The organism is Saccharomonospora saliphila YIM 90502 (genome assembly GCF_000383795.1).
GTDB classification, from domain to species: domain Bacteria; phylum Actinomycetota; class Actinomycetes; order Mycobacteriales; family Pseudonocardiaceae; genus Saccharomonospora; species Saccharomonospora saliphila.
The window spans coordinates 44,267-56,986 of sequence record NZ_KB912672.1; the positions used below are offsets into that span (position 1 = coordinate 44,267).

At 70.3% G+C, this 12,720-nt stretch carries 11 protein-coding genes; 5 read left to right on the forward strand and 6 right to left on the reverse strand.

The features are described 5' to 3' along the window. The coding region (locus tag SACSA_RS22620) for a nucleoside hydrolase (RefSeq protein ID WP_198009052.1) at positions 1-253 on the reverse strand (253 nt) is incomplete at its 3' end. A 73-nt stretch (positions 254-326) separates the two neighbouring features. Between SACSA_RS22620 and SACSA_RS0111745 the strand changes: the two genes are divergently transcribed. Beyond that, entirely contained in the window at positions 327-1,082 is a 756-nt protein-coding gene (locus SACSA_RS0111745; protein ID WP_019816088.1) for an acyltransferase, read from the forward strand. Positions 1,083-1,161: 79 nt separating this feature from the next. Here the strand turns inward: SACSA_RS0111745 and SACSA_RS0111750 are convergent, their stop codons facing one another. Next, entirely contained in the window at positions 1,162-2,592 is a 1,431-nt protein-coding gene (locus tag SACSA_RS0111750) for a short-chain fatty acyl-CoA regulator family protein (RefSeq protein ID WP_019816090.1), read from the reverse strand. A gap of 215 nt (positions 2,593-2,807) precedes the next feature. On the opposite strand from SACSA_RS0111750, the gene aceA reads away from it, so the two are divergent. After that, positions 2,808-4,097: an isocitrate lyase gene (gene aceA, locus SACSA_RS0111755; protein WP_019816092.1), complete on the forward strand. Its 1,290-nt coding sequence runs from the start codon at positions 2,808-2,810 to the stop codon at positions 4,095-4,097. 46 nt (positions 4,098-4,143) lie between these two features. Continuing rightward, entirely contained in the window at positions 4,144-5,748 is a 1,605-nt protein-coding gene (gene aceB, locus SACSA_RS0111760) for a malate synthase A (protein ID WP_019816094.1), read from the forward strand. 147 nt (positions 5,749-5,895) lie between these two features. On the opposite strand, the gene SACSA_RS0111765 is transcribed toward aceB, so the two are convergent. Beyond that, the gene (locus SACSA_RS0111765) at positions 5,896-6,516 is read right to left on the reverse strand and encodes a class I SAM-dependent methyltransferase (RefSeq protein ID WP_019816096.1); all 621 of its coding nucleotides are present in this window, start codon (positions 6,514-6,516) and stop codon (positions 5,896-5,898) included. 182 nt (positions 6,517-6,698) lie between these two features. On the opposite strand from SACSA_RS0111765, the gene SACSA_RS0111770 reads away from it, so the two are divergent. After that, positions 6,699-7,085, forward strand: a complete 387-nt coding sequence (locus tag SACSA_RS0111770) for a DUF5313 family protein (protein WP_019816099.1) — start codon at positions 6,699-6,701, stop codon at positions 7,083-7,085. An 8-nt stretch (positions 7,086-7,093) separates the two neighbouring features. Here the strand turns inward: SACSA_RS0111770 and SACSA_RS0111775 are convergent, their stop codons facing one another. The 3 genes from SACSA_RS0111775 to SACSA_RS0111785 all read right to left on the reverse strand — a co-directional run bounded on the left by SACSA_RS0111775 (position 7,094) and on the right by SACSA_RS0111785 (position 10,752). Then, positions 7,094-8,044 (reverse strand): hypothetical protein, encoded by a 951-nt coding sequence (locus SACSA_RS0111775; protein WP_019816100.1) that lies wholly within the window; start codon positions 8,042-8,044, stop codon positions 7,094-7,096. Between the two features lie 10 nt (positions 8,045-8,054). Continuing rightward, positions 8,055-9,155, reverse strand: coding sequence for a non-reducing end alpha-L-arabinofuranosidase family hydrolase (locus SACSA_RS0111780; RefSeq protein WP_232212934.1), 1,101 nt, complete (start codon positions 9,153-9,155; stop codon positions 8,055-8,057). Positions 9,156-9,498: 343 nt separating this feature from the next. After that, positions 9,499-10,752, reverse strand: coding sequence for a glycosyltransferase family 4 protein (locus SACSA_RS0111785; protein WP_019816102.1), 1,254 nt, complete (start codon positions 10,750-10,752; stop codon positions 9,499-9,501). A 71-nt stretch (positions 10,753-10,823) separates the two neighbouring features. Between SACSA_RS0111785 and SACSA_RS22625 the strand changes: the two genes are divergently transcribed. Continuing rightward, positions 10,824-12,707, forward strand: a complete 1,884-nt coding sequence (locus tag SACSA_RS22625) for a glycoside hydrolase family 2 protein (RefSeq protein ID WP_157596826.1) — start codon at positions 10,824-10,826, stop codon at positions 12,705-12,707. Positions 12,708-12,720: the final 13 nt, after the last annotated feature.

Here is a 12,720-nt window from a genome sequence, read left to right on the forward strand (position 1 = left end):
CGCCGTGCGCGTCCACCGGCCGCACCCGCCGGGGGTGCACCAGTGGCCGTGCCGCACCCTCGGCCACCGGAACGTCGTGCCGGCCGCACAGCGCCAGCACACGGCGCGCGTTGCGGGTCGTGGTCTCGACCCCGACGTTGCCGAACACCGTGGTCACGCCGAGCAGGTCCACGTCCTCGCTGAGCGCGGCCAGCGCGAGCGCGACGGCGTCGTCCACGCCGGGGTCGGTGTCGATGATCAGTCGGGTGCCCACTCGGCCTCCTTCGTCGCCGTTCACGGTCGGCGCCCGTGCGCCGACGTCGCACGTCACACGTTACGGTCGGCCCATGACGTCGATGTGGGGATCTCCGGTGCTGACCCGGTTTCAGGCGTGGCGGCGCGCCCGCCGTGACCCCCGGCAGGCGCGGTTCCTCACGGCCGACTCGGTGCGCTGGGTGCTGCGCCACCGGGCCTTCACCCCGTGGTACCTGGTGCGGTACTGGCGGCTGCTCAAGTTCCGCGTGGCCAATCCGCACGTCATCCTGCGCGGCATGGTGTTTCTCGGCCGCGACGTCGAGCTCCACTGCCGCCCCGGGTACGGGCGGATGGAGATCGGGCGCTGGGTCCACATCGGCGACGGCAACGCCATCCGCTGCCACGAGGGGTCACTGCGGATCGGCGACAAGGTGGTGTTCGGCAGGCAGAACGTCGTCAACGGCTATCTCGACATCGAGATCGGTGACGCGACGCTGCTGGCCGACTGGATCTACATCTGCGACTTCGACCACGTCACCGCCGACATCACCCTGCCGATCAAGGACCAGGGCATCGTCAAGGCGCCCGTGCGGATCGGCCCGGACACGTGGGTCGGCACGAAGGTCTCGGTGTTGCGGGGCACGCGCGTGGGGCGTGGGTGCGTGCTGGGCGCGCACGCGGTGGTGCGCGGTGACGTCGCCGACTACGGCGTGGCCGTCGGTTCTCCGGCAAGGGTGGTGCGCGACCGCAGGGCCGACTACGAGGCCGACGCGCAGCGCCGCGAGGCGGTGCGCGACATGGCCCGCAAGGCCGACGAGGCGCTGCGCAAGACCCTCGGCGACGAGTAACCACCCGCCGGGGCGGTGGGGCGACGCGGACCCGAAGGGAACAGCGCGTCACTGCCCGTGGTCGCGGGCGGCCGGGCGTTCACGACTCCGGCTTCGGCACCGCCGGGTAGGGCACGAAGGTGCTGGTGTTCTCGTCCACGGTGAGCTGCTTACCGATCGTGGGGAACGCGCGCTGGGGGCAGGCCGGGCGTTCGCAGACCTTGCATCCCATGCCGATCGGCGTGGCCGCCGAGGTGTCGTCCAGGTTGAGCCCCGAGGAGTACACCAGGCGGTGGGCGTGCCGGAGTTCGCAGCCGAGGCCGACCGAGAAGATCTTGCCGGGGCTGCCGTAGCCGCCGACGTTGCGCGAGATCGTGCGCGCGACCCAGAAGTAGCTCTTGCCGTCCGGCAGGGTCGCCACCTGGCTGAAGATCTTGCCGGGCGAGGTGAACGCCTCGTAGATCACCCACAGCGGGCACGCGCCACCGACGCGGGAGAAGTGGAACCCGGCCGCCGACTGGCGCTTCGACATGTTGCCCGCGCGGTCGACCCGCACGAACGAGAACGGGATGCCGCGCAGCTTCGGGCGTTGCAGGGTCGACAGCCGGTGGCACACCGTCTCGAACCCGACGCCGAAGTGGTCGCAGAGCAGCTCGATGTCGTAGCGGAACCGTTCGGCCGCGCCGTGGAAGAGCCGGTAGGGCAGGATGAGCGCTCCCGCGAAGTAGTTCGCCAGCCCGACCCGTGCCAGCGAGCGCGCGGCCGGGCCGGAGAACGCCCAGGAGTCGGCGATCTCGGTGATCAGGTCGTCGTACTCGAGCAGGGCGATCTGCGAGGCCATGCGGAACGCCTGCTGCCCGATGCGCAGGCTCGGTGCCATCCTCAGCACCCGGCCCTGCGGCTCGTAGCGGTGCTGCTCGCCCTGCGCCTCGTCGAGACCCTCGCTGGTGACGGTGACGCCGTAGTGGGAGGTGAGCCGGTCGCGCAGCCCGTTGCGGATCTCGTCCCGGCGCAGGCCCAGCTCCTGGTACATTCTCTCGGCGCGCTCGTCGAGTTCGGCGACGTAGTTCTCGCGCTCGTAGAAGAAGTCGCGCACCTCCTCGTGCGGCAGCGCGGCCGCCGCGCTGCCGTGGGTGCCCCGGCCGTCCTCGGTGACCAGTGCCGCCGTGCTCTCCACGGCGTTGCGGTAGCTACGGTGCAGCTTCACCAGCGCCTCGGCCACCGACGGAAGGTTCTTGGCGAGGTCGTTGATCTCGCCGGTGGAGACGTGCGCACCGATCGACTCGTCCAGCAGCGCCTCGCGCACGTCGGCGACGATCCGGGAGGTGTCGTTGTCGGCGAAGAACTCGGCGTCGACGCCGAACGCCTCGGTGATGCGCAGGAGCACCGGCACGGTCAGCGGGCGGCTGTTGTGCTCGATCTGGTTGAGGTAGCTGGGGGAGATGTCGAGCAACCGAGCGAGTTCCGCCTGGCTCATCGACCGGCTCTCCCGCAGATGCCGCAGGCGCGCTCCCGCGAAAGTCTTGTCCACCGCACCGGCCCCTTCCGGAGGTTTTCCTGTTCGGTACCGATCCAGCCGAGCGGATCGACCGGCGTTGCGAAGGCAGGGTTCGCAACCTTCACAAGATCCTAGGGAAAATTGGCACAACTTGGCAAGTTGGAGCTATAGCCCGGTTTTCGCTGCACATGTCATGGTCATCGTTAGCAGGCGAGGAATCGCGAAGTTCGCAAAGTTGGAGAGACACGATGACTGGGTTCACGGAGACGCGCTTCGAGCAGGAAGCGGCCAAGCTGGCGAAGGACTGGGAGACCAACCCCCGCTGGGCGGACGTGAAGCGGTCCTACTCCGCGGCCGACGTCGTGAAGCTGCGGGGCAGCGTGGTCGAGGAGCACACCCTCGCGCGGCGTGGCGCCGAGAAGCTGTGGGACCTGCTCCACAACGAGGACTACATCCACGCGCTGGGCGCGCTGACCGGCAACCAGGCGGTGCAGCAGGTCCGCGCCGGCCTGAAGGCCATCTACCTGTCCGGCTGGCAGGTCGCCGCCGACGCCAACCTCGCGGGGCAGACCTACCCCGACCAGAGCCTCTACCCGGCCAACTCCGTTCCCGCGGTCGTGCGCCGGATCAACAACGCGCTCGGCCGGGCCGACCAGATCAACTGGGCCGAGGGCAACACCGACACCGACTGGTACGCGCCGATCGTGGCCGACGCCGAGGCAGGCTTCGGCGGCCCGCTCAACGCCTTCGAGCTGATGAAGGGCATGATCGCCGCCGGTGCCGCCGGGGTGCACTGGGAGGACCAGCTCGCCTCCGAGAAGAAGTGCGGTCACCTCGGTGGCAAGGTGCTCGTCCCCACCAAGCAGCACGAGCGCACGCTCAACGCCGCCCGCCTGGCCGCCGACGTGCTCGACGTCCCCTCCATCGTGGTCGCCCGCACCGACGCGCAGGCCGCCACGCTGCTGACCAGCGACGCCGACGAGCGCGACCACAAGTTCCTCACCGGCAACCGCACCTCCGAGGGCTTCTACGAGGTCACCAACGGCATCGAGCCGTGCATCGACCGTGGGCTGGCGTACGCCGAGTACGCCGACCTGCTGTGGATGGAGACCTCCGAACCGGACCTTGAGGTGGCCCGCAAGTACGCCGAGGCCATCAAGGCCGAGTACCCGAACCAGATGCTGGCCTACAACTGCTCGCCGTCGTTCAACTGGAAGAAGCACCTCGACGACGCGACCATCGCGAAGTTCCAGCGTGAGCTCGCCGCCATGGGCTACAAGTTCCAGTTCATCACGCTGGCCGGTTTCCACGCGCTGAACTACTCCATGTTCGACCTGGCGAAGAACTACGACGCCAACGACATGACCGCCTACGTGGATCTCCAGCAGAAGGAGTTCGCCGCCGAGGAGCGGGGTTACACCGCCACCAAGCACCAGCGCGAGGCGGGCACCGGCTGGTTCGACCTGGTCAGCACCGCGCTGAACCCGGAAAGCTCCACGACCGCCCTGAAGGGCTCCACCGAAGAGGCGCAGTTCTGACGGCCTCGTAGGCCGCACAGCGCCACAACCGCTCGAAGGGGACGAGATGGCTGACACGCTCAACTGCCGGCTCGATGTCGCCGGTGCCACGCGGGAGCGATTCGACGAGATCCTCACCCCGGGGGCGCTGGAGTTCGTCGCGAAGCTCGACAACGCCTTCGCGGGGCGGCGCAGGGAGCTGCTCGACGCGCGCAGGCGCCGCCGGGAGCGGCTGGCCTCGGGCGAGGAGACCCTCGGGTTCCTGCCCGAGACCGCCGCGATCCGCGCGGACGAGACCTGGCACGTGGCTCCGCCCGCACCCGGTCTCGAAGACCGGCGGGTGGAGATCACCGGGCCTGCCGAGGCCAAGACGGCGGTCAACGCGTTGAACTCCGGTGCCCGGGTGTGGCTCGCCGACTTCGAGGACGCCACGTCGCCGACCTGGGACAACGTCGTGCGGGGCCAGATCAGCCTCTACGACGCGATCCGGCGGAACCTCGACTTCACCGACCGGGGCAAGCACTACGCGATCGGCGACGAGCCCGCGACGATCGTCGCGCGTCCGCGTGGCTGGCACCTGGTGGAGAAGCACATCCGCATCGACGGGCGTCCCGTGTCGGCCAGTCTCGTCGACTTCGGGCTGTACTTCTTCCACAACGCCCGCCAGTTGCTGGCGCGGGGGAGTGGACCGTACTTCTACCTGCCCAAGCTGGAAAGCCACCACGAGGCGCGGCTGTGGAACGACGTGTTCCGCTACGCCCAGGCCGAGCTCGGCATCCCGCAGGGGAGCATCCGGGCGACCGTGCTGATCGAGACGATCACCGCGGCGTTCGAGATGGACGAAATCCTCTACGAGCTGCGCGAGCACGTCTCGGGGCTCAACGCGGGCCGGTGGGACTACATCTTCAGCATCATCAAGACCTTCGCCTCGGGCGGCGCGGACTACGTCCTGCCCGACCGGGCGGAGGTGACGATGACCGTGCCGTTCATGCGGGCCTACACGGAACTGCTGGTGCGCACCTGCCACAAGCGCGGGGCGCACGCGATCGGCGGCATGGCCGCCTTCGTGCCCAGCAGGGACCCCGAGGTGAACGCCACGGCGCTGGACAAGGTGCGCGAGGACAAGGAGCGGGAGGCCGCCGACGGCTTCGACGGATCGTGGGTGGCCCACCCCGGTCTGGTCCCCGTGTGCCGGGAGGTCTTCGATGACGTGCTCGGCGGCTGGCCGAACCAGCTCGGCAAGACGCGTGAGGACGTCGAGGTCACCGCCGAAGACCTGCTCAACGTCGCCAGTGCGGGTGGCGAGGTCACCGAGCGCGGTGTCCGGTCGAACCTCAACGTCGCGCTGCGCTACCTCGACGCCTGGCTGCGTGGGACCGGCGCGGCGGCGATCTTCAACCTGATGGAGGACGCGGCCACGGCCGAGATCGCGCGGTGCCAGGTGTGGCAGTGGGTGCGCAACGGCACCAAGCTCGACGACGGCACGCTCGTCACCGCGGAGCTGGTGGCCGGATGGCTGGACGAGGAACTGGCCTCGGTGCACGCCGATCTGGGCGCGGGCAACCGGCTCGGTGAGGCGCGGGAGATCCTCATCGAGACCGCGTTGGGGGAGAAGCTGCCCAGCTTCTTCACCACCGCCGCCTACGCCCGGTACCTGACCGGGGCACGCTGACCCCACGCGTGGTGCGTGGTAGCCGTGCGGGCCCCTTCCCCGCCCACGAGGTGGGGAAGGGGCCTGTCACGGCGGGTCGCCTGGCACGCCGTGCCGCCGAGTATGAAAGGCGGCGGGTCCGGCGAGCTGGCCGCCCGTTCGACGTGCTCAGGTCGCGGGGTCGTGCCCGACCGGCCGTCGGCACACGTAGACCTGGGCGGGCGGAACGTTGCGCCACACCGTGCGCGTCACCACGACCTCGTCGAAGTACTCGTCGAGCAGATGGCGGAACCGTCGCGCACCGGGCAGGCGGGCGGCGTGGCGGTAGGCGAACGTGCTGAACCCGCCTCCGGGCGCGAGCGCACCGCTGACCTCCTCCAGCACCCGTCGCTGGGTGTCCTCGGTGAACAGTGACCACGGCAGGCCGCTGACCACCGCGTCCACGTGGGACACCTCGACCGTGCCGAGCATCGAGCGCAATCGCGCCGCGTCGCCGCAGAGCACGGTGAGGTCCGGACAGCCGTCGGTCAGGTGGGCCGCGAGCTCCGGGTCGATCTCCACGGCGAGGTGCCTGCCCCCGGCGGGGAGCCGGTCGCCGACCACCCGGCTCACCGCGCCGCTGCCCGCGCCGAGCTCGACCACGGTCGGACGACCCCGCCGGGGCACGGTGACGGTCAGCAGTTCGCCGAGACTGCCGGAGCTGGGTGCCACCGCGCCGACGAGCCCGGGTCTGCGGAGGGCGGCGGTGAGGAACAGGGACAGGTCGCGGCGCGTGGTGGGAGCGGGCATGGCCTCGAATCTGGCAGAACGGACGATCTCGGGACGCGACCGGTCACAGTAAACCGGTTCGCCTCCGGTGATCGACTCCGGTCCGCGAGAGCGCTTCTCCCTGGTGGGAGGAGCGGCGGGCTGGGCGTGATCGCGGTCTCGCGCGCAGCCGGGGCCCCGTGCCCGGGCGATAGGCTGCGCGCATGGCGATTCGGCGGCCCGGCCCGGCCCGGTGGCTGTGGTATGCGGCAGGCGGCAGGCTGCCCGAGCGCCACCGGGAGTGGGTGCTGCACGACGTGACCAGCAAGCGCTACCTGTGGCGGCACGCGGCCCGGAGCACGGTGCTGATCGCGCCGCTGGCGGCGGTGTGGCTGCTGCTGCCCGGCCCGCTGGCGTTGCGGCTGGTGCTGTCGCTGATGGCGGTGCTGGTGGGCTACTTCTACGCTCTGGCCTACGCCGACGAGAACTGCGAGCATCGCGCGGCCAAGCACGGCTACGCCCACGGAACGGCCGCCGCCACCCGCAAGGCGGCCCGGGACGAGGCAGACGCGGACGTGCACGCCCGCTACCGGGCGCGGTACCGCTCATGACTTCCTCGTCACCGTCGCGCGGGCGGAGTCACTGACGAGGTGCCCCGGTAGCCGGGCGGAAGGTCCGCCTTGCCGATGGTGAGCAGCACCGGGGCCGTGAGGTCTTCCCGGGCGGTGGCGTCGGCGAGGAAGGCGGCGAGCCAACCCACCGCGTCCAGAGACCACTCGGCGAGGGTGCCGTGGAAGGTGGCCCGGTGGCGGGGCGGGCCACTCCAGTGGTGGTCACTGAATGGCGATCGCTCCGCCAGGGCCGGGTGGTCGGTCACTGAATAGGAGTCGCACACGAAGAGTGTCTGCTCCTCGCGTCGGAGCGAGCGCAGCAGTTCGGGAGCGATGGCCGGGATGGACGGCCGCGTGCCGCTGTCCATCGTGAGGCGCACCTCGGTGCGTGCTCGTGGCTCGCACTCGGAGAACCACCCGATGCTGTCCAGCGAGGGCAGCATGGCCCGGCGTGGCGTCGAGCGCAGTTGGTGCACGGGCAGCAGCATCTGCACGGCACGGAGCGTGAGAGCGCCGAACCGAGAGAGCACGTCATCGGCGCAGCACAGGAACGGCTGCACGGGTAGCGGCCGGTCGGCGGGGACCGGGCCGATGCCCACCTGGAACCAGGCTGCCAACGGTGAGTCCGGCCCCAGGCCCGGGAGTTCCGGGCCGGCCTCGTGCATGCTCCACGAGCCCGCGGGGGCGACCCCGCCCGTCTCGGTGTCCGTCGCGCGGTCCGTAGCCGGGTCCGTCCCGCCCGTGCTCACCGTGCTCAGGTCCGAGAGCCACCCCATCGCCCGGGACCGCTTCTCGAACAGGCTGTGCGGGTCCTCGGAGGCGGCGGCGGGGTCGCGCCACGGGTGCGGCGACAGGTCCCCGAACAGCGCCGCGATCAGGAGTCCCTCAGGCCCACTGCCACCCGGCGTCGAGCCAGGCCGGGCGGTCTCGCTGCTGTCCCGGGGAGCCTCGCCGCTCATGCTTGCCTCCTCAGCAGAACTGGTCGAGCGGATCGGGGCCTGCCTGGAAGAGCAGCCCCACGCGATAGGGGAGCAACCCGTAGTCTCCGCCCGCACCCGGGTCCACACCCTGATAGAGGAACTGGTTGTGCGCGCAGGGGTCGATGGTCAGCGACTGGTCGTTTTCCGAGCGGATCATCTCACCGTGCGAGATGTCCTCGGTCCATCGCCCGCCCGGGAAGGTGACGTTGGTAGCACGCGCGAAGGGATCGTGTTCCTCGTCCGCGAGCGCGGTCCACGGGCCTGCGATGTCGGACGAGGTCCAGCTGCGGAACCAGCGCCGACCGTCGCCGCCGATGGCTTCGTGGAGAAGAAGGTACTGGCCGGTGTCTCCGATACGGTAGATGTTCGCGGCTTCGAACAGGCGGTATCTGGAGTCTTCGAGGGCGATCACCGTCGAGTCGTCGAATCCGTGTGGGAAATTCTCCACCGTGGTTTCGGACCGGTAGAGGTGACCGTTGTCGTCAGAAGAGAAGAGATGGCATCGTGCCTCGTCGCAGATTGTCCAGAAATCGACCCAGTGGCCGTCGCCGATGTTGTCCCGGATGATCTGAGGCATTGACGAGTAGAAGTTCTGTGGCGGGCTCCAGGAAGAGGGATCGGAAAGCGTTCGGGTCGTGGAGTACGATCCACCGCCGCCGGTCTGGTAGACGAGATACCACAGGTCATGCGGCGCGAAGTAGAAGACTTGCGGCGCGGCACGGTATCCCGGTCCGATCGGGCCCTGATCGAGCATGTGCTGGGTGGCGTTGTCCGCCTGCGCCCAGTCGGTGAAGTTCCTGTAGGCCAGGGTCCAGCCCGTTCCGGCCTCGAACATCGTGTGGAAGACGTGCCAGGTGTCCCCGGTCCGCACCACGGTCGGGTCCTTGGCCGAAATCAGGTCGCGGCCATCGACCCGGTCCGGAGTGATGACCGGTGGTGTGGACGTCCAGTCGAATGTCGCGTGCGCCTGGCCGGCTTCGAAAGCTGAGGTCGCGTCGTCGGCGCCGGCTTCGGCGACGAAGGTCGACGACAGGAGCCCGAAGGCGAGCACGCTGACACCGGCAGCGCGAAGGCGTCGGCTGAGTCCCATGATTCTCTCCCCGGATCGTGACACCCCTGACACGGGCGGTGCGCCGACGTGTGGCGCACCGCTGAATCCGTGTGGCGCATCGATTGCGGCGAACATTCGATGTTAGCGCTAACACGGCCGTTAGCATAATGGGCTGTCAAGCCGAGAGTCAATGGTTCTTCCGAGTGTTGCGGCGAGGGAGTTCTCGGAACGGAACACCCTCCGGTGGGGCCGCGAGAAACCGAAAACTTTCGAATCGGCAAAACGCGTGTTCCGTCGAGGTGTCCGCGTGCGCCGCTGCGCGGTCTCGTATCCGGTTCGGTGTTCGAGGCTTTTCGGGCGAGGAGTCCCGTGCGAGTTGTGGTTACGGGCCGAAGGCGTTGCCGGTGGCGATTTTGGGGCGGCCCGGAGTGTGCGGCGGTGCGTGGCGGGTTCTGCGGTAGACCTCGGCGGTCTGCTCGGCGATGCGGACCCAGTCGAAGTCGGTGGCCAGCCGGGAGCGGGCGGCGTCGGCGCGGCGCGCGGCCGCGTCCGTGTCGGCCAGCACGCGGTCCACCGCGCTGACGATGGCGTCGACGTCGCCCGGGGTGAAGGCCAGGCCCGTCTCACCGTTGACGACGAGTTCGCCGAGCCCGCCCGCGGTCGAGGCCACCAGTGGCACCCGTGCGGCGGCGGCCTCCAGCGCGACGATGCCGAACGGTTCGTACCGGCTGGGAAGCACCACCGCGTCGGCCGCCGCGAGCATGGCGCGCAACTCGGTGTCGGGCAGGTGCCCGACGAAGTCCACGACCTCGTCGAGGCCCAGCTCACCGGCCTGCTCGGTGAGGGTGTCGAGGTGTCGCCCCTCGCCCGCGACGACCAGCCGCGTTCCGGGGTGCCGCTCGCGGATCGCGGGCAGTGCCGCCAGCAGGTCCTGCACGCCCTTCTCGTACTCCAGCCTGCCGAAGTAGAGCAGCAGCGGCGCGGAACCGGGACTGTGCGTGGCCCGCGCCTGCCGCACGTGGTCGTCGCGGACCCGCCAGGTGCGTTCCTCGATGCCGTTGTGGATGACGATGATGTCCTCGGCGGCGACCTCGAACAGGTGCGCCACCTCCCGCCGCATGGCGTCCGAACAGGTGATGAGCGCGTCCACCCGGTTCGCCAGCCACCACTCCACCGAATGAACCTGTTGATTAAGTGGATGAGACAACCAGCCGGAGTGCCTGCCCGCCTCGGTGGCGTGCACGGTTCCCACCAGCGGTACGCGCGCCGCCTCGGCGAGCGCGATCGCCGGGTGGGTGACCAGCCAGTCGTGGGCGTGCACCACGTCGGGCCGCCAGTCGCGCAGCAGGTGCGTCCCGGCGCGCACCATCGCGTGCCCCATCGCCAGGGTCCAGGCCACCAGATCACGCTCGAAGGTCAGGTGTGCGGGATCCTCGGCGACCCGGATGACCCGTACGCCGTCGGTAACCTCGTCGGTGGTCGGGTGGGTCTCGGCGTCGGTGCCCGCCACGTGCCTGCACAGCACCACGACCTCGTGCCCGCCCGCGGCCAGGTGCCGTGCCAGCGCGTGGACGTGCCGGGCCAGACCCCCGACCACCACCGGCGGGTACTCCCAGGACAGCATCAGCACGCGCATAGCTGGAGGTTACTCACCGGTCGGCTCGCAACGCGCGACCCGTCCCGTTTCGTGTGCCAGCATCGGAGACGATGAACAGCCGAACACCGATCCGCGCCCAGGCCGAGCCGAGGCCGCCTCACTCGCTGTCCACGCCGTGGAGCTACCGGGCGGGCCCTGACGAGCCGTTGCCCGAGTACCCGCGTCCCCGGATGCGGCGTCCGCGCTGGCTCAGCCTCAACGGGCTGTGGGACTACGTGGGGCACCCGCGCGCCGGGGCGGCCGAGCCGGAGCACCGCGCGCAAACGATTCTGGTGCCGTTCCCGCCCGAGTCCGCGTTGTCCGGAATCGGGCGCGCCGACGAGCGCATGTGGTACCGGCGTACGGTCGAGATCCCCGACGACTGGCGCGGCGGGCGGGTGCTGCTCCACTTCGGCGCGGTCGACCAGATCGCCACCGTGTGGGTGAACAGCCAGCACGTCGCCCGGCACGAGGGCGGCTACACGGCGTTCACCGTGGACATCACCGACGCGCTGCGCGCCGATCCGGAGCAGGAGATCGTCGTGAGCGCCGACGACGAGGGCAACAAGGGCACCTTCCCCGTCGGCAAACAGGCCAATCAGCCCGGCGGCATCCTCTACACCGGCTGTTCGGGGATCTGGCAGACCGTCTGGCTCGAACCGGTGCCCGAAGCGCACCTCACCGCGCTGGATCTGACGCCCGACTGGCACGGCCTCGACGTCCTCGCCCACGTCGACGCGCCGGGAGAACCCGACGGCGGGCACGCGGTGGAGGTCGCGGTGTCCGAGCCGGGAGGTGAGCCGGTCGCCTCCGTGCGGGGTGTGCCGGGCCGGCCGTTCCGGGTCGACGTGCCCGAGCCGCGCCTGTGGAGCCCGGACGATCCGTACCTCTACGACGTCACGGCGCGCCTGCTCGACGGCGGGGGCGCGGTGCTCGACGAGGTCACCGGCTACGCGGGCCTGCGCACCGTGGAGCTGGTCGACGACGCGCACGGCAGGCCGCGCGTCGCGCTGAACGGGCGGATCACCTTCCTGCACGCGCTGCTGGACCAGGGTTACTGGCCGGACGGCGGCTACACCGCCCCGACCGACGAGGCGTTGCGCTTCGATCTGGAACGGGCCAAGGCGCTCGGGTTCAACAGCGTGCGCAAGCACGTCAAGGTCGAAAGCGCCCGCTGGTACTACTGGGCCGACCGGCTGGGCCTGCTCGTCTGGCAGGACATGCCGTCCCTGCCGGTCGTGCTGGACAATCCGCCGGGTCCGCAGCGGCCGCCCGTGGCGCGGGCCCGGCAGCGCTTCGAGACCGAGCTGGCGGCGATGGTCGAGCAGCTCGCGAGCGTGCCCTCGATCGTGGTCTGGGTGGTGTTCAACGAGGGCTGGGGCGAGTACGACACGGCACGGGTCACCGAGTGGGTCAGCGCGGCGGACCCGACCCGGCTCGTCGTGGCCGCCAGCGGCGTCAACTGTTGCCATTCGCACCCGGACACGGGTGCGGGCCACCTCTACGACGACCACACCTACGTCGGTCCGGGCGCGCCCGCCGTGCGGGACGGGCGGGCCGTTGTCGACGGCGAGTACGGCGGCCTCGGCCTCGCGCTCGACGGGCACCTGTGGCCGGGGGAACCGAACGCCTACGAAATGGCCGAGGACCGCGACCGGCTGACCGAACGCTACGTCGAACTGTGCGGGGAACTGGAGCGGGTCGTGCGTGAGCGCGGCCTCTCCGGCGCGGTCTACACCCAGCTCACCGACGTGGAGAACGAGGTGAACGGGCTGCTGACCTACGACCGCAGGGTGGTCAAGGTGCGGGTGCCCGAGGTCGCCGCGAGCAACGCGGCCGTCCTCGCGGCGGGCAGCGAGAACGACTCGGCCCCCGCCGCGGCGGCACACGAGCCGGGGGCGTCCGGGCAGGAGGGGACCGGAGCGCAGCCCGGCCCGCTCAGTGCCGCGGAGTGAGCCGGCCGGACGC